Consider the following 25,733-nt stretch of genomic DNA (forward strand, 5'->3'; position numbering starts at 1 on the left):
GCTTTCTCTGTTCGGGGCGGCGCCCTGGCCGCCCGTTGTCATTGCTGTAGCCTGAGCCCGGCCTGTTCGACGAACGCCGAGAAGCGCGACACGTCGCTGGCGATGCTGGCCGCGAAGGCTTCGGGCGTGGTCGGGGCGGGTTCGAATCCCAGCGCCTCGAGCTTCCTGCGTGCCTCGTCCTTGCGCAGCACGCGCTCGACCGTGGCGTTGATCTTGCGGATGACGCCGGCGGGCGTGCCGGCGGGCGCGACCAGGCCGACCGACAACGTGTAGCTGACGCCTTGCACGCCGGCTTCGGCCAGCGTGGGAATGTTGCGGAACAAGGGCAGCCGTTCGGGCGTCGTGACGGCCAGCGCGCGCAGCTTGCCGCTCTGCATGTGGGTCATGGCCGACATGTCGCTGATCGCGAAATCCACCTGACCCGCCAGCAGGGCCAGCGTGGCGGGCGCGGCGCCGGCGTAGGGCACGTGCAGCAGGCGCGCGCCGATGGCCTTGGACAGCGACTCGGCCACGAAATGCGACCCCGACCCCTTGCCGGTGGAGGCATAGCTGATGGGCCGCGCCGACGCCCGGGCGCGCTGGACCAGCTCGTCCATCGTCTTGATGCCGGACGTGGCGTTGACCAGCACGAAGTACGGTCCCTTGGCGATCTGGATGACGCTGGCGAAGCTCTTGATGGCGTCGTAGGACAGGTTGGGATACATGGCCGAGGTCACGGCGTGCGTGCCGGGGCCGATCAACAGCAGCGTGTAGCCGTCGGGCTGCGCCGCCGCGACGTAGGCCGCCCCGATGGTGCTGCCGGCGCCCGGCCGGTTGTCGACGAAGACCGGCGTGTTCCATTCGGCGTTCATGCCCTCGGCCACGATGCGCGCCGCCATGTCGGATGAGCCGCCGGCGGGAAAACCGACGACGATGCGGACCGGATGGGACGGATACCGGTCGGCATCCTGGGCCCGCGCGCTAGGCGCGGTCAGCAGCAGACAGGACGGCAGGAGCGCCGCCATTCCTAGGCGGAGCATACGGCGGCGGCCGCAGAGGTAAAGCCTGGACCGGAATAGGGAGGACATGGTGGCTCCTGCGTGGGCGATAGGCGACGACTCGTCCCGGCATCCCGGGCTTGATAGTAGTTTATTGACACGAGTTGTATGAGTCAACCATTTGACGAACACATCCGATCGCTCGGATGTCCGGCCCTCCCCCCGGTGCTCAGCCCTGCCGCAGGCGCGCCGCCGTGGCCTCGTCCGCCGGCTTGGCCAGCAGGCCGCCGCGGTCGTTGAACAACACTTCGTAGCGCGCGCCGTCGAACATGGGCATGAAGGTGGCGCTGCCGTACTGGGCGTCGACGTAGGGCAGCCAGCGCGAGAACTCGCGCTTCAGCACCCACAGGTCGGGCAGGCGCGGGTCGTCGTCCAGCGCGTACACGGTGCGCAGGACGCTGCGTTCACGCTCGATGTCGTCGTAGCGTCCGCCGATGCGGTCCAGGCGATACAACGAAGGCACCCCGGCCAGTGCCGCCGGCAACCGCCAGCGCAGCACGCGCGCATCGATCTGCCACGCATCGCCCGACAGCACGAACTGGCGCTCGCCCTGGGGCGCGCCCGCCGGTCCGGGCGGCAGCACGACGGTGGCGCGGAAGCGCTGCGGGCCTTCCTGTTTGAGTTCGATGATGGCCACCTGCCGGTCTTCGAACAATTGCAGGTAGCGGTACACCGTGAAGGCCAGCAGCCCGGACACCAGGCTCAGGGCAACCAGCGCCAGCCCCAGCAGGCGCCTCAATGGCCGCAGCCCGCGCGACCCGAAAGCCATGCCGAGTCCGGGAACGGCAAGAATGATCGCCGCCACGGCGATCCAGAGAGAAGGGCTCAGTGCATCCACCCGTGGTGCCTCCTTGGCGTGTGTCGTCCAGGCACCATGCTCGCACAGATCGGCCGGCGGATCAGGGATCCAGCTCCAGCAGGATGCGCGTCACCAACGACAGGCAGGACATCCAGGCACTGAAGAAGGACATCGCCGCGGACCATGCGGCGGTGAAGGCCGACAAGAAGTAGCGGACCCGGGGCGCACCTGGAGGCGTTCAGCGCCCCAGGAACACGGGCTTGCGCTTTTCCACGAAGGCGCGCGCGCCTTCCCGCCGATCCTCGCTGTCGTAGGGATTGGGACCGGCGGACAGCCGCAGGCCGGCGGCAATGGGCAGGCCCTGGCTTTTCGAGGCCATGGCCTTCATGCGCTGAACCGACAGCGGCGCGTTGTCGGCAATCCGGCGCGCCAGCGCGCGAGTCCGCTCGGCCAGTTCGGCCGCCGCGCAGACACGATTGACCAATCCCAGGCGCAGGGCCTCGTCCATGCCGATGAGTTCACCGGTGAACAGCAGTTCCAGCGCGGCGCCGCGCGGCACGAGCCGGGGCAGCACCACGCTGCCGAAATTCGCGCCCAGGCCCACGCGCGCCTCCGGCAATCCCATCCGCGCGCCGTCGGCGGCCAGCCGGATGTCGCAGGCCAGGGCCAGTTCGCATCCGCCTCCCGCCGCCACGCCGTTGATCGCGGCGATCGTCGGCTTGGACATTTCGAGCAGGACCTCGTTCAGGTTGCGGCCCGGCCCCCCCATCGGATGCTCCATCCTGCCGGCGCCATCCAGCTCCTTCAGATCTACGCCGGCGCTGAAGGCACGCTCGCCGGCGCCGGTGTAGACCACCACCCGCACGGCGGCGTCCCGGTCCAGCTCGAGCGAGACCTCGACCAGTCGAGCGAAGGTGGATCGGGCCAGCGCGTTCAAGCGCTCCGGCCGGTTGATGGTGATCCACGCCACGGCGTCCTCGACGCGAACGATGATTTCGTCGGGCTGCGCCATGTCAGTTGCTCGGCTTCATGTTGGCGCGTTTCATGACTTCCAGCCAGGTCTTGCGCTCGCTTTCGGCAAATGCCGCGAACTGCTGCGCGGTCAGGCTGCTGGGCGTCACGCTTACCGCTTCCATGCGCTTGAGCACGTCGGGCCGCGTGGAGGCCTCGCGCATCGCCTTGTTGAAGGCATCCACGATCTCCTGGCTGGTGTCCTTGGGCGCCCACACGCCGTACCAGGCGGTCACGTCGAAGCCCGGCATGCCGGACTCGGCGATCGTGGGCACGTCGGGCAGCTCGCTCATGCGGTCCTTGGTGGAAACGGCCAACGCGCGCAGCTTGCCCCCGCGGATCTGGGGCATGACGCTGGCGGCCGTCGAGTAGAGCAGGTCGACGTGGCCACCCAGCACGTTGGTCAAGGCCGGCGCGGTCCCGCTGAAGGGCACGTGCGACATGCGGAAATTGCCCTGGACCGCGACGCGCTCTCCGGTCAGATGGGGCAGCGAACCCTGCGCGCCGGACGCGAACGTGATGTCCTTGGTCTTGGCCGCTTCCAGCACGTCGCGGAAGGTCTTGTACGGCGACCCTTCGCGCGTGACCACGATGATGGGAGCCGAACCGAGCACGCCCACCGGGCGGAAGTCCTTCATCGGCTGGAACGGCAGGTTCGCGAACATGCCTTCGTACATGACGTGCTGCGAGGTGTTGGCCAGCAGGGTGTAGCCGTCGCCCTTGGCGTTGGCCACGAGCCGCGCGCCGATGGTGCCGGCGGCGCCCGGCTTCTGTTCGATGACGATGGGCTGCCCCAGGATGGCGGCCACGTCGTCCATGATGAGCCGGGCGAACGTCTCGGTCGTGCCGCCCGCCTGGTAGGGCGAGATCAGCACGATGGAACGGCTGGGATACTTGTCCTGGGCCTGGGCGCCGACGCTGGCGGCGGCGAGGGCCGCTGCGACGATCATGGTTACGCGTCTGTGCATGGTTGTCTCCTGATGCGCGCTGTGGAGGTGGCTGCAGGCGGGAGGTCCCGCTATTCCTGCGGCCGCATGATGACCCTTCCCATGACCTGCCGGCTGGCAATCATTTCGAGGGCGGTTTCGAAGCGCGACAGCGGCAGTACCGCATGCGCGCGCGGATTGAGTTTTCCTTCCAGCGTCCAGGCGAAGAGCTGCTCGTAGGCCCGCCGTAGCCGGGTATCGTTCGACGGCGGCACGGCATGCCGGCCCCAGCCGAAGTAGTAGCCCCAGTAGACGCCCAGGATGCTGATGTTCTTGACCAGGACGATGTTGGCCGGGATGCTGGGAATGGTGCCGCTGGCGAATCCCATGACGACGATCCGGCCGTCGGGCGCGATGCAGCGCAGCGAGGTGTCGAATGTTTCGCCGCCCACGGGATCGTAGATGACATCGGCGCCCCGCCCACCGGTCAGCGCCAGCACCTGCTCGCGCCAGTCCGTGCCGCGATAGTCGATGGCGTGGTCGGCGCCGTGTCGCAGGACCATGTCGCGCTTGGCCTGGGAGCCGGCGGTCGCGATGACGGTGGCGCCCAGGGCCTTGGCCACTTCCACGGCCGCCAGCCCGCTGCCGCCGGCGGCGCCGTGCACCAGCACGATCTCGCCGGGCGCGAGGGCCGCGCGCCACTTCAAGGCGCCGTAGGCCGTGCCGTATATCGTGGGAAACTGCGCGCCGACGGTAAAGTCCATGGCCGGCGGCAAGTGGAAGACGGTCTGCTCGGGTACCACGACTTCCTGCGCGTACCCGCCCGACTGGACACCGGCGATCACGCGGTCTCCCAAGCGGAAGTGCGAAGTGCCGCCACCGAGTTCGGTAACCACTCCCGCCACCTCGGTTCCCGGGATCAGCGGCAGCGGCGCGCGGTTCTGGTGTTTGCCTTCCATCACCAGCAGGCTGGCGAAACTGGCGGCGCAGGCCTCCACGCGGATGCGAACCGCGCCCGGTCGGATCCCGGGCGGCGCCACGTCTTCGAGCGCCGCCGTGCCCGGGCCTCCGTACTGTCTGCAAACGACTGCCTTCATGCTTCGCACCCCCGCGCCGCTCCGGCGGCGAACATGGCATCGACCTCCTCTTGTGCATAGCCGGCTTCCAGCAGGACCTCGCGGCTGTGTTCGCCCAGGCGAGGCGCGGGGCGCGTCGGCGCCGGCTGGGTGGCCGACCAGGTGCTGGTCCGGACCATGCTTCGTATCCGTCCCTCGGTGGGGTGGTCGGCCGTCTCGAAGAAGCCGGTCGCCCGCAGGTGCGCGTGGTCGAGCAGCGACTCGATGCTTTCTATGCGCGTGACGGGGATGTCGGCCGCCTCCAGCAGGTCGACCCATTCGTCGGTGCCGCGCGCGGCCAGGATCTCGCCCACGATGGCGTACAGGGCATCGAGATTGCCGGTGCGCGCGGCCATGCGGCTGAAGCGCGGGTCGTCCATGACTTCCCCGCGTCCGACCGCCGCGAAGAAGGCACGCCACTGGCGATCGGTCAGCACCATCATGCACAGCGATCCGTCGCGCGTGGGAAAGGGCCGTCGGATCGACGCGTAGCGCTCGAACACCGGCGGGCCGATGGGTGGCTCGAACGTCAGGCCGCCCATGTGGTCGGCCAGCACCAGCGAGGCGATCGATTCGAACATGGGGACTTCGATGTGCTGCCCTTCCCCCGTGATCGCACGATGGTAGAGCGCGCCCAGCACCGCGTTGGCGGCGAACAGGCCGGAGACGCGGTCCGCGAAGGCGACCGGCGCATAGCGCGGCGGATCCTGCGGCGCGTGCAGCGAGGCGATCCCCGCCGCCGCCTGGATCAGGTCGTCGTACGCCGGCTTGTCCGAGCACGGGCCGCCCTGGCCGTAGCCGACGATGTTCACGTAGACGATGCGCGGATTGACCGCCGCGACGTGCTCGTAGGCCAGGCCCAGCCGCGCCATGGCCTTGGGTCGGGTGTTGCAGACGACGACGTCGACCTGCGCGGCCAGGCGCATGAAGGCCTGGCGTCCGGCCTCGGCCTTCAGGTCCAGCACCACGCTGCGCTTGCTGCGGTTGGTATGCAGGAACATGGCGGCCATCCCGCCATGGCGGGATGGCCCCAGGTCGCGGATGCTGTCCCCCTCGGGCGGTTCGATCTTGATGATGTCGGCGCCCATGTCGCCCAGGATCTGGGTGGCCACGGGGCCCGACAGGGCGCCCGTCATGTCCAGCACCCGTACATCCTTCAACGGTCCATTCATGGGCTCGCCACCATTTTTCCCATCGTTTCAAGCTTTTAGATACTGAGTAGTATGAACATGGAGATCGGTCTTTGCAAGACGAAAAATCGCGTTCATATGCCGATATATCCGCTTAAACCCATCTCGCCAGAAAAAATAATACTTGGTAGTATGTTAAAAATGATACGTCTGGAGAGCAACATGACAACGATCTGGCGCCCCGCCCTGGGCGATACGGAGCAAGACTGGCAGCGGATTGCCCGGAACCTGACGGCCAGCCATTTCGAACCCGTGGCGGCCGCCATCGACCGGGACCAGCGCTACCCGGTGGAACATCTGCCCCCCTTGCGCGAATCGGGGGTGTCGGGCCTGTTCATTCCCGAGCAGTACGGGGGCGGCGGCGCCACGCTGACCGCGCTCGTGGCCGTGGTCGAAGCCATCGCGGAAGGTTGCGCCTCGACCGCGGCCATCATGGCGGCGCTGTCGTTGGGCGCCTTTCCCGTGCTGCTGGGCGGCACCGAGGAACAGAAGCAGGAACTGCTGGGCGGCCTGGCCCGGCGGGGCGAGGCCGTCAACTTCGCCTTGAGCGAACGGGGAGCCGGGTCGGACGCCGCGGCCATCCAGACCACGGCGGTGCGCGACGGTGCGGGCTGGCGGATACGGGGAGAAAAATGCTGGCTGGGCAACGGCGGCCACTCCAGGCACTTCATCGTGTTCGCGCTGACCGGCGAACCGGGCAGCCGGAACAACATCACCGCATTCTGGGTCCCGCGCGACACCGAAGGCGCCACGGTGGACTTCCATGAAGACAAGATGGGCATACGCGGCACCACCACGACCAACTTCAAGGTCGACAGCTGGGTTCCCCACGCGAGTATCATCGGCCACGAGGGGCAGGGCCTGAAGCTCGCCCTGTCGACGCTGAACGTGGGCCGGGTCGTGGTGGCGGCCCAGGCGCTGGGCATCGCGCTTTGCAGCTATCGCGCCGCCAGCGACTTCGCCGTCACGCGCAGGACTTTCGGGAGGGCGGTCGTGGATCACCAGGGTATCGGCTTCATGCTGGCCAATGCCGCCACGCAGCTCTCGGCCGCGCGCATGATGACGTTCGAGGCGGCCAAGGCCTACGACGCGGGACAGGACATCAGCACCCTGGGCGCGATGGCCAAGCTCTTCGCCAGCGAAGCCTCGCACACGATCTGCGACGATGCCATGCAGATCCTGGGCGGGCGCGGCTACGTCAAGCCCAGCGTCGTCGAACGCTGCTACCGCGACCAGCGCATTACCGAAATCTACGAGGGCACCTCGGAAATCCAGCGGCTGGTGATCGCGCGCGCGGTCAAGCGCGAAGCCGAGGGCCGGCTGCGCGCAGCCGTGCCGGCCACCGTCCTTCTCCAGGCCTGAAGGAAGAACCATGACAAACGACCCCACCGGCGGCGCCCGGACGGCAGCCTGGCGCGCCGTGGCCGAGCTGTACCACGCCTACTTCACCGGCATCGTCCTGTATGTGTCGTCGCGGCACGGCACGGCCAGCGCCACGGAATTCGTCTACGAGGTCTTCTGCCGCCAGCGCCGGGAACGCTTCCTGCCGGGATTGAAGAAACTCGGACTGGATGGCCTGCCCCATGCGGTCGCGGCGGCGCAGTACCACTACCTGTCCAATCACATCGGCGGCGTGTCGGTGGAATACATGTACGAATCCGATCGCAAGGCGTGGATACGCTACGCGGCGCCGCGCTGGATCTGGGCGGGCACGGCCTTGTGCGGCATTGCGCCGGAAGTCTCCCGCGCCATGCTGATGGGCTGGCACGCGCAGAACGGCGTCATGCTACGCAACCCGCGCCTGGGCTTCGTCTGCACCAAGCAGACCGCGGACGGCCAGTCCGGGCTGGAAGGCTATTACTACGAATACGACCACGACCTGCTGCCCCATGAACGGCTGCGGTTCGCCCGCCACGAGGATGCGCCCGACTTCGATCCCGAACAGGCTCCGCGCCTGCCCACCCGCGAATGGCCGGCGGCGCGGCTGGCCAAGGCCCATCGGAACTACGCGATGGAATACGTGCGTTCGGCCTTTCCCACCGCGCTGCAATTGTGGGGCCCCGACGAGGCCGCGCACCGGCTGCGCATGGCGGGACGCATGATAGGCATGCAGTTCCATCATCAAACCGCCCGCGACCTGGGTGGCGACTACACGCCCGACGCCGCGGGTTTCGCGCGCTTCGTCGCCGACCTGGGGGCCGCCCATGGCGACGACAGCCGCGTCGAACGGCGTGCCGACGGCGCGCTCGACGTCCACCAGGACGGCTGGACCTTCCTGGCAGGACTGGAGGAATGCCATCCGGCGCTGGGGCCGGCCTGGAACGGGCTGCTGGAAGGATGCATGCAGGCCCACAACCGCCGCCTGGAACTGGATTTCCATTCGGGTAGAAACGAAAGCGGCGGCCATTCGCTGGCGTGGACGATACGCTGACCCCATGACGGACGAGACGATGAAGCAAGTTCCCTCCGGCGCCCTGGCCGGCCTGAAAGTGGTCGATGCCGCCCGCGTGCTGGCGGGCCCCTATGCCGCGCAGATACTGGGCGACCACGGCGCCGACGTCATCAAGATCGAGAGCCCGGACGGCGACGAGTGCCGCGGCTTCGGGCCGCCCTTCGTCGACGGCAGCTCGGCCTACTTCAACGCCGTCAACCGCAACAAGCGCAGCTGCGTGCTGGACCTCGGGCAGCCCGAGCAGCGTGAAAAGCTGTTCGAACTGCTGGAAACCGCCGACGTCCTGATCGAGAACTTCAAGTTGAGCACGCTGCGCGCCTGGGGCATTCCCCATGCCCAGTGGTTCACGCAGCGGTATCCCCGCCTGGTCCATTGCCGCATCACCGGCTTCGGCGACGACGGCCCCTACGGCGGACTGCCCGGCTACGATGCCGCGGTCCAGGCCATGGCCGGCCTGTTGTCCATCAACGGCGACCTGGGCGGCGAACCCGTGCGCATCGGCGTTCCGGTGGTGGACCTGACGACCGGCATGAACGCGGCCATGGCCGCGCTGCTGGCCTTGCAGGCCAGGCACCGGACCGGACGCGGCCAGATGGCGGACATCAGCCTGTACGACAGCGCCGTCGCGGTGGCCCACCCCTTCCTGACCAACTACCTGCACTCGGGCAAGGTTCCCGGCCCGTCGGGGAACCGGCACGCCAACATCGTCCCCTACAACGTCTACCGGACACGCACCGCGCCGCTGTTCATCGCGGTGGCCAACGACCGGCTGTTTGCCCGGCTATGCGCGAAGCTGGGCGTTCCCGGCCTGCCGGCCGATCCGCGTTTCGCCACCAACCGGGCGCGGGTGGAGCATCGCGAGGCGCTGGAGACCGAACTGGCCCGGGCGTTCGCCCAGGCGGACGGCGACGAACTCGGGCCCGCCCTGCTGGCCGATGGCGTGCCGGCGGCTCCCATCCTGGACATCGAGACCGTGGCCCGGTCGGAGCACGCGCGCTTTCGCCAGATGGTCGTGCGCACGCCCGGCTACACGGGGCCGGGCGTTCCCATCAAGCTGTCCGACACCCCGGCCAGCATCCGCCTGCCCGCGCCGGCATTGGGCAGCACGCCCTGGCCCGCGGCCAACGACGCCGCCTTCGGCTGACCGGACACGCAGCGCTCCACGCCGTTATATTCATGGTCTTCGTCCAGCCAGCGGAATCCGCGACTACAGTGACTCTTCCTCCCGAACTTGAAAACTGGGTAGGTATCGACTACGAGGCCCTGCCGCCCATCCAGCTCAAGGTGCTCGACGCCGCGGCCAGGGCATTCACCGCCTACGGTTTCGCCGCTGCCTCCATCGACGTGATCGCCAACCAGATCGGCGCCACCAAGGGCAGCGTCTACTACTACTATCGCAGCAAGGCCGAGCTGTTCTTCGCCGTCCACAAGCGGGCGATGATCATGAACCTGAAGGCCCAGGCGCCCGTGGCCTTCGACGACACGCTGGAGCCGGCGCAGCAGCTCTACCGCATGGCCTACCTGCACGCCCACCTGATGATGGATGCGCTGTACTACCAGCGGGTAACCGTGCAGGGCGTGGAACTGCACCAGTCCGTCAGCACCACCCCCATGGAGCGCGAGGCCCTGGCCGAGGTCATCACCATGCGCGACGCTTACGAACGGCTGTTCAGCCAGACCGTGCGCGCGGGCATCGCCAGCGGGCAGTTTGCCCAGATCGACGACTCCATCGCCGCCAAGGGCATCCTGGGCATGCTCAACTGGATCACGGTCTGGTACCGGCCGCGCGAGACGGAAGCGGCGAATTTCAAGGAACGCGTGGCGGGGCAGCTGGCCACCCAGGCGCTGCAGGGAATCGCCCGGCCCTAATCCCCGGCCCCGCCCATCTCCTCCGGCCCCGCCTGCTTCTCGATGGCCGCCTGCCGCAGGTGCACCCGCATGAAATCGGCGGCGGCCTCGCGCTGCCCCGACAGCAACAGGTCGATCAACACCAGGTGCTCCCGGCAGCGGCGCTCGGCCTGCTGGCGGTCCACCGCCTTCTGGTATTCCATGAGGCGGCGCAGGCGGTCCAGCCGCTTCAGCGAATCCAGGATGAAAGCATTGCCGGAACAGGCCGCGATGGTTTCGTGCAGGCGGCTGTTGGCATCGAACAGATAGGCCGGCGACGCGGTGTGGACCGCGCCCGCGACCAGCGCCTCCTGTTCCGCGCGGCATTGCAGCAGCGTTTCGCGATCGAGCTTGAAGCTGGGTTCCAGTATCCCGCCCGATTCCAGCATCAGCCTGAACCGATAGCCCTGCCCATAGGCCTCGGCCGAGGCCAGCGTGGGCAGGAAAGCCCAGCCGTGGCCGGGTAGCCGTTCCGCCCAGCCCTCTTGCGCCATGCGCCGCAGGATGGCCGCCAGTTCCCCCCGGGTCACGCCGTAGCGGCGCATGAATTCGCTTTCGGTGAAGCGGTCGGGCAGGAGGCCCGCCAGCCGCTCGCGCGCGATGCGGAAATAGACGTCGTCCTCGCCGGCGGCGCCATAGGCCTCTTCGGCCTGTTCCCGGGGCAGCCGTAGCGCCGTCTCGGTGACCACGTAGCCGCCTTCGGGCCGCGCCTCGACCACCCGCTCGGCCGCCAGGCGCTCCAGCGCGCGGCGTATGGGCGAGCGCGACACGCGGAATTGTTCGGCCAGCGCGCGCTCGGGCAGGCGCTGCCCGGCTCCCAGGCCCTGGGTGGCGATGTAGCGGTGGATGTCAGCCGCGAGCGTATCGGTAAGGGGTCGAGTCACGAAGGGGCGGGAAAGGGAAGGCTCCGGCAATCATACACGCCGGCCCACCGCCTTCCCGAGTTGGAATTTGACAATCAAAAAGAACCTATTAATAGCTTTTTAAATCTGGTTTTCCTTTTTATTTTGGTACTATGATTCGATAAAATACCAAACAACAGGAAGACCAGGCATGAACGAAACGCGCATGGACACCGGCACGGGCCGGGTCTCGCTGGCGGCGGTCGAGGCACCCACGGTGCCGCCGCCCCGCGGGGCCTGCGACTGCCACGTCCACGTGTTCGCGCCCGGCCGCCACCCCTATGCGGCGGATCGCGCCTACACCCCCGGCGCGGCGGGGACCGGCGACCTGAATGCCTTCCTGGCGCGGCTGGGCATGGCGCGCGTGGTGCTGGTACAGCCCAGCGTCTATGCCTCGGACCATGCCGCGCTGCTGGAAGGCCTGCGCACGCTGGGGCCGGACCGCGCGCGCGGTGTCGCGGTGCTGGATGGTCCCGCCGGCCTCCCGCTCGACCTGACGGCCTTGCACGAACAGGGCGTGCGCGGCGTGCGCCTGAACCTGGCGGTGCGGGGCGGCGACGAACCGGATGCCGCCAGCCAGTTGCTGCGCGCCCGGGACCGGATCGCGCCGCTGGGATGGCACCTGCAATTGCATGCGGACATCGTCCGGGTGGCCGCCCTGGCCGAAACACTGGCGGCGCTGGAAATTCCCGTGGTGCTGGATCATTTCGCCGGCTTGCGCGCGCATCCCGGCGCCGCGACCGCCCAGCCGGCCGACACCGTGGTGGCCCTGGCGAGCGCCATTCCCCTGTACGTAAAGCTGTCGGCCCCCTATCGCGCCGCGCCGGACGGCACGCACCTGGACGAACTGGCGGCGTTCACCCGCCGCTTGGCCGACGCCGCCCCCGACCGGTTGCTGTGGGCGTCGGACTGGCCCCATACCGGCGGCCACGGCGTCCGGCAAGGCGGGCTCGACCGCATCGAACCCTTCCGGTCCGAGAACGCCGGCGCCGCGCTCGATCGCCTGCGCGGCTGGCTGCCGGATCCGGCCGACTGGCAACGCATTCTGGTGGATAACCCCGCCCGGCTTTACGCATTCCCGGTGCCCGGCGCGCCGGCCCCTTCGCCTTCCTAGACAGGACCCGACATGCTGATTTCCATCAACCCCGCCACCGGCGAGGCCATCGCCCAGTACCCGCTGCACGATCCGGCGCACGTCGATACCGTGCTGGATGCCGCGGCCCGGGCCCAGGCGCGCTGGCGCGCCCTGCCCATCGAGGCGCGCTGCGCGGGCATGCGCCGCGCGGGCGAATTGCTGCGTCAGCGCAAAAAGGCCTACGCGCGGCTGATCACGCTGGAGATGGGCAAGCCCCTGTCCGAAGCATTGGCCGAGATCGAGAAATCCGCGTGGACCTGCGACCATTACGCGGACCACGCACCGCGCCTCCTGGCCGACGAACCCGTTCCGGCCAACGGCAGCTACAGCGCGGTCACCTACGATCCGCTGGGCGTCGTACTGGCGATCATGCCGTGGAACTATCCGTTCTGGCAGTTCGTGCGCTTCGCCGCGCCCACGCTGTGCGCCGGCAACGGCGCGGTGCTCAAGCACGCGGGCAACGTGCCGCAGTGCGCGCTGGCCCTGGAGGAACTGTTCCGCGACGCCATCGACATGCCCGGCCTGGTCGGCAATGTATTCATCGAACCGGAACGCGTCGCCGCGCTGATCGACGACTCGCGCATCGCCGCCGTCACGCTGACCGGCTCGACCGCCGTCGGCAAACTGGTGGCCGCGCAGGCCGGACGCGCCATGAAGAAGCAGGTGCTGGAACTGGGCGGCTCGGACCCCTTCATCGTGCTGGCCGATGCCGACGTCGAGCGCGCCGCCGCCGCGGCGGCCAAGGCGCGCTTCTCGAACACGGGCCAGAGCTGCATTTCCGCCAAACGCTTCATCGTCGACGGCCGCGTGGCCGACGAGTTCTCGGCCCGGCTGTGCGCGCATGCCGGCGCGCTGGCCATGGGCGATCCGCTGCAAGCCGGCACCGGGCTGGGCCCCATGGCGCGCGCCAACCTGCGCACGGCGCTGCACGACCAGGTCGAGCGCTCGCTCGCCCAGGGCGCCGAACTGAAGCTGGGCGGCCGCATGCCCGACGGCCCCGGGTTCTTCTATCCGGCCACCGTCCTAGACCACGTCACTCCCGCCATGGCCGCGGGCTGCGAGGAAACCTTCGGCCCCGTGGCCGCCGTCATGCGGGTGCGCGATACCGAGGCGGCCATCGCCCTGGCCAACGCGACCGAGTTCGGCCTGGGCGCGGCACTGTGGACGGGAAACGTGGACGGCGCGCGCGAACTGGCCCGAGGCATCGACGCGGGCGCGGTGTTCGTCAACGGCATCGTCGCCTCGGACGCGCGGCTACCGTTCGGCGGCATCAAGCAATCGGGCTATGGCCGCGAACTGGGCGCGGCCGGCATCCGCGAGTTCACCAACATCAAGACCTACTGGGTGGGCCCTGCCACCTGAATCTCACCAGGACGACAACCATGACCATCAAGACTCCCTCCGGCGCGGCCCTGCTCGCGCTGGACACCCTGCCCACCTACGACCGCGGCGGCGGCGCCTCGACCACACCCCTGGTCGGCCGCGCCGTCGGCTCGGACAGCTTCATCACCGGCTACACGAGCTTCGGCCCCGGCGCGCAGATTCCCTTCCACAGCCACAACTGCCAGGAAAGCGTGGTGCTGATCGAAGGCGAGGCCGTGCTCGACATCGACGGCCAGGAACACCGGCTCAAGCCGCTGGACGCGACCTTCATCCCGCCCAACGTGCCACACCGCTTCCGCAACCTCTCGGCCACCCAGCCCATGCGCATCCTGTGGATCTACGCGGCGCTGGATGCCACCCGCACGCTGGCCGACTCGGGCGAGACCCGCCCCGTGTCGGCCGAACACCAATAATCTTCCCGAACAAGGCCAACCATCATGCGTTTCCTCGTACTTCCCGGCGACGGCATCGGCCCCGAGATCGTCGCCTCCGCCATCGACGTCCTGCGGCAGGCCGATCGCGCCTACGGCCTGGACCTCGCCTTCGACTACGAAGACGTCGGCTTCGCCAGCCTGGAGAAACACGGCACCACGCTGCGCGAATCGGTGCTCGAACAGGCGCGCGGCTACGACGGCATCATCCTGGGCACCCAGTCCCATGCCGACTATCCCGCGCCCGAGCAAGGCGGCCGCAACATCTCGGCCGCCTTTCGCTGCGACCTCGACCTCTACGCCAACGTGCGCCCCGCGCGCTCGCGGCCCTTCCTGGGCCGCGGCGCGCACGGCATGGACCTGGTCATCATGCGCGAAGCCACCGAAGGCTTCTATCCCGACCGCAACATGCACCAGGGCTGGGGCGAGATGATGCCCTCGCCGGACATGGCGATCTCAGTGCGCAAGATCACCGCCCATTGCAGCGAACGCATCGCTCGCCGGTCCTTCGAGCTGGCGCGCAAGCGGCGCGGGCGCGTCACCGCCATCCACAAGGCCAACAGCTTCCATATGACCGACGGCCTGTTCCTGCGCGAAGTGCGCAAGGTCGCGGCGGACTTCCCCGACGTCGTGCTGGACGACCTGCTGGTCGATGCCTCGACCGCCTACCTGGTGCGCGACCCCGCGCGCTTCGACGTCATCGTCGCCACCAATTTCTACGGCGACATCCTGTCCGACCTGGCCAGCGAGCTGTCCGGCAGCCTGGGCCTGGCCGGGTCCGTGATGGCCGGCGACACGCTCTGCTGCGCGCAGGCCCAGCATGGTTCGGCGCCCGACATCCAGGGCCAGGACAAGGCCAATCCGACGTCGATGATCCTGTCCGTGGCCATGCTGCTGAACTGGCTGGGCGAACATCGCGACGCGGCGGCCTGCGCCCGGGCGGGCGCCGCCATCGAACAGGCGGTGGACGCCGTGCTGGCCGATCCCTCCACCCGCACGGCCGACCTGGGCGGCACGCTGGGATGCCGCGCCTTCGGCGAAGCCGTCGCAAGGCAGCTCGAACATTGACCCCGGCGTGGCGGTCCCTGCCGCCTCGCCTCTTGCCCGATTCCAAGAACACGCAGGAGACACCATGAAGATCGCATCGCTTTTCGCCGCGGCCCTGACCACGGCCCTGGGTACCGCCACCATCCCGGCCCAGGCCGCCTATCCCGACAAGCCCGTCACGATCATCGTGCCTTTCGCCCCCGGCGGAGGCAGCGACAACATCGCCCGCTATGTCGCCTCGCGCCTGTCCGAACGCACCGGCGGCACCTTCGTGATCGAGAACAAGCCCGGCGCCGGCACCAACATCGGCAACCAGCTCGCCGCGCGCGCGACGGCCGACGGCTACACGCTGCTGTTCGGCCAGGTCACGCTGTCCATCAACCCCTACCTGTACAAAGACCTGGGCTACGACGTGAAGAAGAACTTCGTGCCGGTCGGCATGATCGCCACGTCGCCCACCGTGCTGATCGTGGCGGACCAGTTCCCCGCGCGCACGCTGAAGGAAGCCATTGACCTGATCCGCGGCAAGCCCGGCACCGTCAACTTCGGCTCCGGCGGCGCGGGAACCTCGGTGCACCTGTCGGGCGAACTGTTCAAGTCCCTGATCCACGGCGACATGCAGCACGTTCCGTACAAGGGCAGCAGCCCCGCCATGACCGACCTGATAGGCGGGCGCCTGCAGATGATGTTCGATACGGCGCCGTCGGCGCTGCCGCAGATCAAGGGCCGCAAGGTCCGCGCGCTGGCGGTCACGGGCAAGTCGCGCCTGGCCGACCTGCCCGACGTCCCCACCTTCGCCGAGGCCGGCCTGCCCGCCTTCGACGCGCCCGCCTGGTACGGTATGCTCGCGCCGGCGGGAACCCCGGCCAGCGTGATCGCCACCTTGAACGAGCAGATCAACGCGGTCCTGGGCGAAGCGGCCACCAAGCGGCGCATGCAGGAACTGGGCGTGGCGCCCAGCCCCGGCACGCCCGAGGACATGGCCGCCTTCATGGACACCGAAGGGCGGCGGTGGCAGGCCACGGTGCAATCGGCGAACGTCAGCCTGCAATAGGAGGACAATCAGGGCAGATTTTTTCCTCCGAAGGGAATACCGGACGGCCCGCCCCCGTATACCGTTCAAGCACCCTTCATCAACCACCAAGGAGCATCCCATGGTAGCCAGGAAAACATCGCTTCTGCCCTCTCTGCTGCTGGCATCGGCGGCCCTGTTCGGCTCGTCGGCCGTGCAGGCGGCCCCCGCCCAGGCAAAGGACGGCGTGCTGGCCGGCGGCAACGGCATGACGCTCTATGTGTTCGACAAGGACGTCGCCGGCAGCGGCAAGAGCGTGTGCAACGGCCCGTGCGCGACCAACTGGCCGCCGCTGATGGCGGCGGCCTCGGACAAGGCCGAGGGCGACTACACGGTCATCACCCGCGACGACGGCAAGGCCCAGTGGGCGTACAAGGGCAAGCCGCTGTACTTCTGGGTCAAGGACCAGAAGCCGGGCGACAAGACCGGCGACGGCGTCAACAACGTGTGGCACACCGCCAAGCCCTGACCGGCCCATGGACAGCCGCGCGGTGACCGCCCTGCTTCCGCGTCTGCGGCGCTATGCCCGCGCGCTGGCGGGCGATCGCGCGGCGGCCGACGATCTGGTGCAGGACACCCTGGAACGCGCGTGGGCGCGCCTGCACACGTGGCACACCGGGCGCGACCTGGGCGCGTGGCTGCTGTCCATCATGCACAACCTGCGCGTGGACCAGTTGCGGGGGCAGCGGTTGAATACGGTGCCGTGGAACGAAACCCTGGACGATATGCCGTCGCGGCCCACGCAGGCGGACGGCATCGAACTCCAGGATCTGGAAAGCGCGCTGGCGCAGTTGCCGGAAGAGCAGCGGGCGGTCCTGCTGCTGGTCGCGCTGGAAGGGATGCGCTACACGGAGGTGGCGGACACCCTGGGCATCCCGCTGGGCACCGTCATGTCCCGGCTGTCGCGGGGGCGGGAGCGCCTGCGGCTGATCCTGGACGGACAGCCGCCCGCCGCCGGAACACTGCGGATGATCAAGTGAAACCATGATGCCCATCACCGAAGCCGATCTGCATGCCTACGTCGATGGCGCGCTGTCGCCCGCGCGGCGGGCCGACGTGGAGGCCCATCTTGCCGGCCATCCGGACGCCGCCGTGCGCGTACGCGCCTGGCAGGAACAGAAGCGCGCGCTGCAACGGCTGTTCGAACCCGTACTGGACGAACCGATCCCGCCCGCGCTGGAAGCCGCGGCGGTTCCCCCGGGCGCCCGGCAACGCGGGTCGGCTCGGCCCGCCCTGCGCATCGCCGCCGGCGTCATGCTGACCCTGCTGGGCGGCCTGGCCGGCTGGTGGGGTCATGGCCGCTACCAGGCGTCGGCCGTCGCCGACGCGCGGCCGTCATTGCCCCAGCAGGCCGCCATCGCCCATGCCGTCTACAGTCCGGACGTGCGCCGACCGGTCGAGATCGGCGCGGACCAGGAAACGCAGCTCGTCACCTGGCTGTCGCGGCGGCTGGGCCAGGACGTGCGGGCGCCCAAGCTGGGCGGGCTGGGCTTTGAACTGGTCGGCGGCCGCCTGCTGCCGGGCAGCGAAGGGCCGGTGGCCCAGTTCATGTACCAGGACGCCGCCGGGCAGCGCCTGACCCTTTACGTCAGCACCGAGCGCGACGGCAATCCGGACACGGCCTTCCGCTTCGCGCGCGAGGGCGGCATCAATGTCTTCTACTGGATAGACGGGCCCTTCGGCTATGCCTTGTCGGCCGGGGTGTCCAAGGATGAGCTGTCGCGGGTGGCGTCGGCCGTGTACGACCAGTTGGACAAGCGCCAGCTTCGCCGCTAGCTGGTGCATGACCTCATCGATCGCGGGTTAACCCTAAATAGTGAGCTTGCTTCAACTGGTCTACTATCCGTACCAGCAGACCAGTTACTCGACCCCACCCGCAAGGACCACCCCGCTCATGAGCCCCCGCCTTCCCCATCTTCCGCGCCGCCAGTCGCTGGCCGCGCTGGCCGCCGGCCTGCTGCTGGCCACGGCCGGCACCGCCGCCGCCCAGGACTATCCGCGCCAGCCCATCAAGCTCTTGGTGCCGTCGGTGCCGGGCAGCGCGCCCGACGCCTTCGCCCGGATCCTGGCGGAACCCCTGTCCAGCGGGCTGGGGCAGAAGGTCGTGGTCGAGAACAAGCCCGGCGCGGGCGGGCTGATCGCCATGGAAACGCTGACCAAGGCGGAGCCGAACGGCTACACGCTGGCGATCGCCCACGACGGCAACATGGCGATCAACACCATCGTCTACAAGCAACTGCCCTACCGGCCCTTGCAGGATTTCACGCCGGTCTCGCTGCTGGGCTTCAACGAGTTCGTGTTGGCGGCCAATTCCGCCCTGAAGGTCAAGACCTTCGCCGAATTCGTGGCCTATGCGCGCGGCAAGCAGGGCAAGGCCACGTACGGGTCGGCGGGCGTGGGTTCGCCCAACCACCTGTTCATGGAGCAACTGATGCAGGCCGCCGGCATTCCGCTTTCGCACGTGCCCTACAAGGGCGGGCCGGCCGCGATGCAGGATCTGCTGGGCGGCCAGATCGACGTGATGCTGGTCGGGCTTTCGCCCGCGCTGCCGCACATCCAGGGCGGCAAGCTGGTGGCCGTGGCGGTACCGCAGGCCGCGCGCTCGAAGATGCTGCCCGGCACGCCCGCGGTGGCCGAGTCCATTCCGGGCTTCTCGACGCGCACGTGGTTCGGCCTGTACGGTCCGGCCGGACTGCCGGCGGCCGTGGTCGAGCGCCTGAATCGGGAACTGCGCCGCGTGCTGGCCGATCCGGCGGTGAAGGACCGCATCGCCGCGCAAGGCATGGTGGCCGAGGCCGGTTCGCCCGCCACGCTGGCGGCCATGACGGAAGAAGACATCCGCCGCTATCGCCAACTGGCCGACGCGATCAAATTAGAAGCAAACTGAGATGTCCACCCGGCGCCCCAACTTCCTGATCTTCGTGACCGACCAGCAGCGCGCGGACCATCTCGGCTGCTACGGCAACACGCAGGTGCGCACGCCGCACATCGACGACATCGCCGCGCGCGGCACGGTGTTCGAGCAGTGCTACGTGGCCTCGCCGGCCTGCATGCCCAACCGCGCCGCGATCATGACCGGGCGCATGCCCGGCGCGGCGGGGGCGCGCATGAACGGCGTGCCGCTGCCGCTGGACAGCCGCACCTTCGCCGACGCGCTGCGCGAGGCCGGCTGGCGCACGGCGCTGATCGGCAAGAGCCATCTGCAGAACATGACGGACGTCCAGCCGTCCTGGCGCAAGGGCGAGGCCGCCGACCGGCCGCAGGCGCGGCGCGAGGACCGCGACAGCCCCGCCTACGAGCAGGAGTCGATGGTGCGCTGGCGGGATCCGGACCATGCCGTGCGCCTGCCCTACTACGGCTTCGATCACGCCGAGCTGTGCCTGGAGCACGGCGACGAGGTTGGCGGCGCCTACGACCGCTGGCTGCTGGCCCGCTGCCCCGAAGCCGAAACGCTGCGCGGCCCGGACCACGCCCTGCCCGGCGGCGAGACGGCGGCGCCGCAGGCGTGGCGCACCGCACTGCCCGAGGACCTGTATCCCAGCGCCTTCGTCCGGGACCGCGCCATCGACTGGCTGGAAGACCATGCGGCGCGAGGCGACCAGCCCTTCCTGCTGGCCTGCTCCTTCCCCGACCCGCACCACCCCTTCACGCCGCCCGGCCGCTACTGGGACATGTACCGGCCCGAGGACATCGAACTGCCCCCGACCTGCGGACCGGCCACGCCGGCGGATACGCCGCTCAAGCGCGCGCTGCACGAGGAACTCGCCGCCGGCCGGCGCTCCACGGCCGGCAGCCGGGTCATCGCCGTCACGCAGGACGAGGCCCGCGCGGCCATCGCGCTGAACTACGGCGCCATCACCTGCATCGACGACATGGTCGGCGCCATCCTCGCGAAGCTGGAAGCCCTGGACCTGGCGCGCGACACCGTGGTGCTGTTCCTGAGCGACCACGGCGACTTCATGGGCGACCACGGCCTGCTGTTCAAGGGCCCGCTGCACTACCGGAGCGTGATTCGCATGCCGCTGATCTGGGCCGACCCCCAGGCCGGCGCGGGCGGCCGGCGCACCGATCTGGCCAGCGCGATCGACATCGGTCCCAGCATCCTGGCGCGCGCGGGGCTGGCCGCGCCGCATGGAACGCAGGGGCGGGATCTCGCGCCAGCCTCCACGCCGGCCACGCCCCGCGCCTCGGTCCTGGTCGAGGAGGAAGGCCACCGCCCCATGCCCGGCAGCGGCCTGCCCAAGGTGCGCACGCTGGTCACCGGACACTGGCGCCTGTCGGTCCACGCCTTCGAGGAATGGGGGGAACTCTACGATCTGCGCGAGGATCCGGACGAATCCGTGAACCGCTGGGACGATCCCGCCTGCGCCACGGTCCGGGCCGAACTGACGCTGGAACTGGTGCGCGCCATGGCACGGCACGCGGACGAATGCCCGCTGCCGGCGCGGATGGCCTGAGGAGACAGGTATGCTTACCGAACCAGTGGCCAAAGTGACAGGGATCACACGCATGCAGCTCATCTCCCGTATCCCCGGCGATACCCCGAACATCACGCGCCGGACCATCCGCGACCAGATCAGCGACAAGCTCGCCTACATGATTCACTCGGGCCTGCTGCGGCCGGGCGACGAATTGCCGTCCGAGCGCGAACTGGCGACCACGCTGGGCGTCTCGCGCGAGACCGTCCGCGCCGCCATCGGCGTGCTCCAGGCATGGCGCATGCTGGAAGTCAGCCAGGGCGCGCGCACCCGGGTGCTGGGACCGGGCGCGGTGGCGGTGCAGGATTCGGTCAGCACGTTGCGCGACCTGGGCGACCGGTCGCTGGAGGAAGTGGCCGAGGCGCGCGCCGCCGTGGAGATCCAGGTGATCCGCCTGGCCACGCGCCGCATCACGCCCGCGCAGTTGAACCGGCTGGACCGCCTGGTGGCGGACCAGGAAACGATGATGGACGATCCCGTCCGCTTCCAGATCTCGGACCAGGAGTTCCACGAGGTGCTGTACCGCGCCTGCGGCAACGGCCTGCTGGCCGACGTGGTGTTCGACTTCTACGGCTATGCGCTGGAACACCGGCGCCGCGCCTTGCAGCGGTCGGGCGCCATCGCGCATAGCGTGACCGACCACCGCGCCATCGTCGCCGCGCTCAAGAGCGGCGACCCGGAAACCGCCGTGGCCGCCATGCAGCGGCACCTGGACCAGGTCCATCGCACCACGCAACAGGAACTCGATCACTCATGAGCACCCCCACTTCCCTGGACCCGCGGGCCGAGAGCCTGTTCGGGCCCGACAGCCGGCTCGAACGCCTGTACACCGGCGCCACCTGGAGCGAAGGCCCCGTGTGGCTGGCCGCGCAGCGCATGGTGCTGTGGAGCGACATCCCCAACAACCGCATCCTGGCCTGGGACGAACGCGAGGGCGGACGGGTCTGGCGCGACCGGGTCGAGTTCACCAACGGCCACACCGCCTCGGCGGACGGCTCGCTGCTGCAGTGTTCGCACGGCATGCGCGCCATCCTGCGCACGCGCTTCGACAGCGCCGGCCGGCCCGGCACGGCCGAGGTGCTGGTCGACCGCTACCAGGGCCGCCGCCTGAATTCACCCAACGACCTGGTCGAGAAACGCGACGGCAGCATCTGGTTCACCGATCCGCCCTACGGCATCCTGTCCGACCGCGAAGGCCACCAGGCACCGTCCGAGCTGCGCGCCAACTACGTGTTCCGCTACGACCCGGCCACCGGCGCGCTGGACGTCGCCAGCGACTTTCCCGAGGAACCCAACGGCCTGGCGTTCTCGCCCGACGAAAGCGTGCTGTACGTGACCGACACCTCGGCCGCGCTGCGCCAGGACGGCGGCGGCAACCACCACATCCTGGCCTTCGACGTGACCGGCGGGCGCACGCTGGCCCGCCCCCGCGTGTTCGCCGTGGTCGAGCCCGGGCTGGCCGACGGCATACGGGTGGACGAACGCGGCTGGGTCTACACCAGCAGCGAGGACAGCGTCCAGGTCTACCACCCCGACGGCACCCGCCTGGCCCGCATCCCCGTCCCCGAGAAGGTCGGCAACCTGACTTTCGGCGGCGCCGCGCGCGACGAACTCTACATCTGCGCGTCGACGTCGCTGTATCGCATCCGCCTGAACACGAACGGCCATTCCTGAGATCCCGCCATGAGCCAAGACACCCTTCTGCTGGTAGAAAAATGTTCACACTGCATCAGCTGGTACGACCCCGAGTCGGGCGAGCGGCTGCGCAGCCTGCCCCTTCCTGATTTCCCGCATGAGTTCGTGATCGACTCGGCGCAGCGCTACGTCTACGTGGGGCACTACGGCGTCGAGACCTCCGGCCACGTCGGCCCGGGGGGATCCGCGATCCTGCAGATCGATATTCGTTCGGCCCAACTGGTAAGGTCTATAGACCTGTTCCCGTTCAACCGCATCCACGGCATGCAGATGGACCAGCACGACCGGCTCTACGCGCTGAGCGAGGAAAAGGCCATGCTGCTGGTGCTGGACCAGCCCGACACCGACACGGCGCCCAAGCGCGCGATGCCCTCGGGCGGCGTGAAAAGCCATCTGTTCGTGCTGACGCGCGACGGCCAGACCGCCTTCAGCATGAACCTGCTCAGCCACACGGTGACGAAGCTGCGCCCCTGGGAACCACTGTCCCAGCCCGTGGCCTGCCATCCGGGACTCAAGCCCGAGGGCTGCTGCCTGAGCGAGGACGAGCGCACGCTGTTCGTCAGCAACCGCTGGAGCAACACGCTGTCGGCCATCGACACCGAGACCATGGAGGTGCGCCTGACGGTGCCCTCGCGCGAGGACGCGACCCGCATCTATCGCGCCGGCAACCGCCTCCTGGTGACGAACTACGGCGACCGCAGCGTTTCGGTGGTCGACCCCTCCACGCTGCGGGAAACGGGCTACGTGAAGATGGATGCGCGCGCCATCGCGCTGTCGCTCGATCCCACCCGGCCGCTGGCCTACATCTCGCAGGACGACGACCGCGTCGGCGTGCTGGACCTGCAATCGCTGCGTTTCACGCGCTTCATCGCCACGCAGCGCGAACCCGACGTCTCCCGGATCGTCCGGATCTGACCCCTTCACCCTCTTGATGGCTGACACTCCATGACTACCCCTCTTCGTCCCGTCGTCGCGCTTACCCTGGGCGATCCGGCGGGCATCGGTCCCGAACTCGTCGCGCGGCTGCTGTCGCGGCCGGACGTCCCGCGCCAGGCCAATGTCGTGCTGGTCGGCGACCCCTGGCTGTGGGAGGAGGGCCAGCGCGTGGCCGGCGTACGGGTCGCGACCCGCGCGGTCGAGGACTTCGCCGAAGTCCGCGCGCGTCCGGACGCCGACGTACCCGCTTTCCTGCCGATGAACACCGTGGACCCGGTCGATGTGATCGTTGGCACGGCGCGGGCGGCGGGCGGCAAGTCCGTGCTGCAAGTGCTGGACCGCTGCATGACCGCGGCCATGGACGGCCAGATCGACGCCATCTGCTTCGCGCCGCTGAACAAGCACGCGATGAAGCTGGGCGGCCTGCGCCACGAGGACGAGCTGCATCACTTCGCCGAGTACCTGGGCGTGACGACCTATTTCTGCGAATTCAACACCATGGATGCGCTGTGGACCTCGCGCATCTCGTCGCACATCCCCATCAAGGACGTGCCGCGCTACATCGACAAGGACCGCATCAAGGACGCCACGCGCCTGATCCACCGTTCCCTGCTGGCCAACGGCATCGCGGCCCCGCGCGTCGCGGTGGCCGCGCTCAACCCGCACGGCGGCGATGGCGGCACCTGCGGACGCGAGGAAGTCGAGATCATCGAACCCGCCGTGCGCGAACTGGTGGCCGAGGGCCTGCCCATCGAAGGCCCGTACCCGGCCGACACCATCTTCCTGAAGGCCCGCGACGGCCAGGTCGACGCCGTCGTCACCATGTATCACGACCAGGGCCAGATCGCCATCAAGCTGCTGGGATTCTCGAAGGGCGTGACGGTCCAGGGCGGCCTGCCCATTCCCATCACCACGCCCGCCCACGGCACGGCCTACGACATTGCCGGCCAGGGCCGGGCCAACGACAACGCCATCGCCAACGCCTACGCCATCGCCTGCCGCATGGGCCTCGCCCAGCGCCAGGGCGCCACCCGATAACTTTCCTTCTTGCGAACCATCATGAAAATCAAATCCGTCCGCGCCCGCGTCTTCGAATGGAAGGGCAAGACCGTTCCGCCCCAGGCCAACTTCTGCTCCAACGCCATGGATGCCCTGTACGACCGCGGCGATTCCATGAAGACTTTCCGCTTCCACGGCTGGACCGTGGTCGAGATCGAGACCGACGACGGCATCGTCGGCCTGGGCAACGTCGCGCTGGCGCCCCACATCGCCAAGGCCATCATCGATCAGTACCTGGCCCCGCTGGTCGTCGGCCAGGACCCCTGGGACTATGAATACCTGTGGCAGCGCATGTACCGCTCCACGCTGGCCTGGGGCCGCAAGGGCGTGGCCATGGCGGCCATCTCGGCGGTGGACCTGGCGATCTGGGACATCCTGGGCAAGTCGGTGAACAAGCCGGTGTTCAAGCTGCTGGGCGGCCGCACCAAGGAACGCATTCCCTGCTACTACTCCAAGCTGTACCGGGGCGACCTGAAGGCCATGCAGGAAGAGGCGCAGACCTTCCTGGACCAGGGCTTCACCGCGTTCAAGATGCGCTTCGGCTACGGCCCCAACCATGGCACGCGCGGCGTGGCCGAGAACCTGAAATCGGTGGAGGCCGTGCGCGAGGTCATCGGCTACGAGTCCGACCTGATGCTGGAGTGCTACATGGGCTGGGACCTGGACTACGCGCGCCGCATGCTGCCCAGGCTGGAGAAGTTCGAGCCGCGCTGGCTGGAAGAGCCCGTCATCGCCGACGACGTCGACGGCTATGCCGAACTGTCGCGCCTGAGCGCCATTCCCATCTCGGGCGGGGAACACGAATTCACGCTGCACGGCTTCCGCCAGTTGCTGGACAAGAAGGCGGTATCGGTCGTGCAGTACGACACCAACCGCGTCGGCGGCATCACCGCGGCCCACAAGATCAACGCGCTGTGCGAGGCGCATTCGATACCCGTGATCCCGCACGCCGGCCAGATGCACAACTACCACCTGACCATGAGCACGCTGGCCTCGCCCATGAGCGAGTACTTCCCGCAGTTCGACGTGGAAGTGGGCAACGAGCTCTTCTACTACATCTTCAAGGGCGAACCCGTCGCCAAGGACGGCTTCCTGCAGCTGGACGACACGCTGCCGGGCCTGGGCCTGACCCTGAACACCGATTATCTCGATCAATTCCAGATCAGCGAGTAAACACC

At 68.7% G+C, this 25,733-nt stretch carries 26 protein-coding genes; 19 read left to right on the forward strand and 7 right to left on the reverse strand.

Annotation, left to right across the window (positions count from 1 at the left end; all coding sequences use genetic code 11):
- Positions 1–38: 38 nt before the first annotated feature.
- The 6 genes from EGT29_RS26685 to EGT29_RS26710 all read right to left on the reverse strand — a co-directional run bounded on the left by EGT29_RS26685 (position 39) and on the right by EGT29_RS26710 (position 6,060).
- Positions 39–1,019: a tripartite tricarboxylate transporter substrate binding protein gene (locus tag EGT29_RS26685; RefSeq protein WP_161567995.1), complete on the reverse strand. Its 981-nt coding sequence runs from the start codon at positions 1,017–1,019 to the stop codon at positions 39–41.
- A 187-nt stretch (positions 1,020–1,206) separates the two neighbouring features.
- Positions 1,207–1,806 (reverse strand): hypothetical protein, encoded by a 600-nt coding sequence (locus tag EGT29_RS26690; protein ID WP_370283074.1) that lies wholly within the window; start codon positions 1,804–1,806, stop codon positions 1,207–1,209.
- 268 nt (positions 1,807–2,074) lie between these two features.
- A complete protein-coding gene (locus EGT29_RS26695) occupies positions 2,075–2,848 on the reverse strand; it encodes an enoyl-CoA hydratase/isomerase family protein (RefSeq protein ID WP_124691840.1) in 774 nt (257 codons plus the stop codon).
- Position 2,849: 1 nt separating this feature from the next.
- Positions 2,850–3,815: a tripartite tricarboxylate transporter substrate binding protein gene (locus EGT29_RS26700; protein WP_124691841.1), complete on the reverse strand. Its 966-nt coding sequence runs from the start codon at positions 3,813–3,815 to the stop codon at positions 2,850–2,852.
- Positions 3,816–3,865: 50 nt separating this feature from the next.
- On the reverse strand, positions 3,866–4,870 hold the full coding sequence (locus tag EGT29_RS26705) for an NADPH:quinone oxidoreductase family protein (RefSeq protein WP_124691842.1): 1,005 nt from the start codon (positions 4,868–4,870) through the stop codon (positions 3,866–3,868).
- Complete coding sequence (locus EGT29_RS26710; RefSeq protein ID WP_124691843.1) at positions 4,867–6,060, reverse strand: CaiB/BaiF CoA-transferase family protein; 1,194 nt, start codon at positions 6,058–6,060, stop codon at positions 4,867–4,869. Before EGT29_RS26710 ends, EGT29_RS26705 begins: the two co-directional genes overlap by 4 nt.
- 180 nt (positions 6,061–6,240) lie before the next feature.
- On the opposite strand from EGT29_RS26710, the gene EGT29_RS26715 reads away from it, so the two are divergent.
- From EGT29_RS26715 to EGT29_RS26730, 4 genes are read left to right on the forward strand one after another with little or no spacing between them, the layout of a single operon-like run.
- A complete protein-coding gene (locus EGT29_RS26715; RefSeq protein WP_124691844.1) occupies positions 6,241–7,440 on the forward strand; it encodes an acyl-CoA dehydrogenase family protein in 1,200 nt (399 codons plus the stop codon).
- A 10-nt stretch (positions 7,441–7,450) separates the two neighbouring features.
- A complete protein-coding gene (locus tag EGT29_RS26720) occupies positions 7,451–8,509 on the forward strand; it encodes a hypothetical protein (RefSeq protein WP_124691845.1) in 1,059 nt (352 codons plus the stop codon).
- 19 nt (positions 8,510–8,528) lie between these two features.
- The gene (locus EGT29_RS26725; RefSeq protein ID WP_124691846.1) at positions 8,529–9,674 is read left to right on the forward strand and encodes a CaiB/BaiF CoA-transferase family protein; all 1,146 of its coding nucleotides are present in this window, start codon (positions 8,529–8,531) and stop codon (positions 9,672–9,674) included.
- A gap of 32 nt (positions 9,675–9,706) precedes the next feature.
- Positions 9,707–10,399, forward strand: coding sequence for a TetR/AcrR family transcriptional regulator (locus tag EGT29_RS26730; protein ID WP_192901779.1), 693 nt, complete (start codon positions 9,707–9,709; stop codon positions 10,397–10,399).
- Here EGT29_RS26730 and EGT29_RS26735 read toward each other — a convergent pair.
- Positions 10,396–11,301 carry a GntR family transcriptional regulator gene (locus EGT29_RS26735; protein ID WP_124691848.1) on the reverse strand — a complete coding sequence of 302 codons (906 nt, stop codon included), beginning with the start codon at positions 11,299–11,301 and terminating at the stop codon, positions 10,396–10,398. The genes EGT29_RS26730 and EGT29_RS26735 overlap by 4 nt on opposite strands.
- 169 nt (positions 11,302–11,470) lie before the next feature.
- Here EGT29_RS26735 and EGT29_RS26740 point away from each other — a divergent pair, with 169 nt between their 5' ends.
- From EGT29_RS26740 to EGT29_RS26810, 15 genes are all read left to right on the forward strand, one after another.
- A complete protein-coding gene (locus EGT29_RS26740; RefSeq protein ID WP_124691849.1) occupies positions 11,471–12,433 on the forward strand; it encodes an amidohydrolase in 963 nt (320 codons plus the stop codon).
- A 12-nt stretch (positions 12,434–12,445) separates the two neighbouring features.
- A complete protein-coding gene (locus EGT29_RS26745) occupies positions 12,446–13,816 on the forward strand; it encodes an NAD-dependent succinate-semialdehyde dehydrogenase (protein WP_124691850.1) in 1,371 nt (456 codons plus the stop codon).
- Between the two features lie 20 nt (positions 13,817–13,836).
- On the forward strand, positions 13,837–14,250 hold the full coding sequence (locus EGT29_RS26750) for a cupin domain-containing protein (RefSeq protein ID WP_124691851.1): 414 nt from the start codon (positions 13,837–13,839) through the stop codon (positions 14,248–14,250).
- 24 nt (positions 14,251–14,274) lie between these two features.
- Positions 14,275–15,336: an isocitrate/isopropylmalate dehydrogenase family protein gene (locus EGT29_RS26755; RefSeq protein ID WP_124691852.1), complete on the forward strand. Its 1,062-nt coding sequence runs from the start codon at positions 14,275–14,277 to the stop codon at positions 15,334–15,336.
- Between the two features lie 64 nt (positions 15,337–15,400).
- Positions 15,401–16,369, forward strand: a complete 969-nt coding sequence (locus EGT29_RS26760) for a tripartite tricarboxylate transporter substrate binding protein (RefSeq protein WP_124691853.1) — start codon at positions 15,401–15,403, stop codon at positions 16,367–16,369.
- Positions 16,370–16,469: 100 nt separating this feature from the next.
- Positions 16,470–16,856, forward strand: a complete 387-nt coding sequence (locus EGT29_RS26765; RefSeq protein WP_124691854.1) for a hypothetical protein — start codon at positions 16,470–16,472, stop codon at positions 16,854–16,856.
- 7 nt (positions 16,857–16,863) lie between these two features.
- Entirely contained in the window at positions 16,864–17,367 is a 504-nt protein-coding gene (locus EGT29_RS26770) for a sigma-70 family RNA polymerase sigma factor (protein WP_124691855.1), read from the forward strand.
- A gap of 4 nt (positions 17,368–17,371) precedes the next feature.
- Positions 17,372–18,163: an anti-sigma factor gene (locus tag EGT29_RS26775; RefSeq protein ID WP_124691856.1), complete on the forward strand. Its 792-nt coding sequence runs from the start codon at positions 17,372–17,374 to the stop codon at positions 18,161–18,163.
- A 118-nt stretch (positions 18,164–18,281) separates the two neighbouring features.
- Positions 18,282–19,274, forward strand: a complete 993-nt coding sequence (locus EGT29_RS26780; RefSeq protein ID WP_124691857.1) for a tripartite tricarboxylate transporter substrate binding protein — start codon at positions 18,282–18,284, stop codon at positions 19,272–19,274.
- A 1-nt stretch (position 19,275) separates the two neighbouring features.
- Positions 19,276–20,844, forward strand: coding sequence for a sulfatase (locus EGT29_RS26785; RefSeq protein WP_124691858.1), 1,569 nt, complete (start codon positions 19,276–19,278; stop codon positions 20,842–20,844).
- 52 nt (positions 20,845–20,896) lie between these two features.
- Positions 20,897–21,622 carry a FadR/GntR family transcriptional regulator gene (locus EGT29_RS26790; RefSeq protein WP_161567996.1) on the forward strand — a complete coding sequence of 242 codons (726 nt, stop codon included), beginning with the start codon at positions 20,897–20,899 and terminating at the stop codon, positions 21,620–21,622.
- On the forward strand, positions 21,619–22,539 hold the full coding sequence (locus tag EGT29_RS26795) for an SMP-30/gluconolactonase/LRE family protein (protein WP_124691860.1): 921 nt from the start codon (positions 21,619–21,621) through the stop codon (positions 22,537–22,539). The genes EGT29_RS26790 and EGT29_RS26795 overlap by 4 nt, the downstream gene beginning before the upstream one ends.
- Positions 22,540–22,548: 9 nt before the next feature.
- Entirely contained in the window at positions 22,549–23,475 is a 927-nt protein-coding gene (locus tag EGT29_RS26800) for a YncE family protein (protein WP_124691861.1), read from the forward strand.
- Between the two features lie 30 nt (positions 23,476–23,505).
- On the forward strand, positions 23,506–24,534 hold the full coding sequence (locus tag EGT29_RS26805) for a 4-hydroxythreonine-4-phosphate dehydrogenase PdxA (RefSeq protein ID WP_124691862.1): 1,029 nt from the start codon (positions 23,506–23,508) through the stop codon (positions 24,532–24,534).
- 21 nt (positions 24,535–24,555) lie between these two features.
- Entirely contained in the window at positions 24,556–25,728 is a 1,173-nt protein-coding gene (locus EGT29_RS26810) for an L-rhamnonate dehydratase (RefSeq protein ID WP_124691863.1), read from the forward strand.
- Positions 25,729–25,733 lie beyond the last annotated feature (5 nt).

Source organism: Pigmentiphaga sp. H8 (genome assembly GCF_003854895.1).
In the GTDB taxonomy this organism is placed as follows: domain Bacteria; phylum Pseudomonadota; class Gammaproteobacteria; order Burkholderiales; family Burkholderiaceae_B; genus Pigmentiphaga.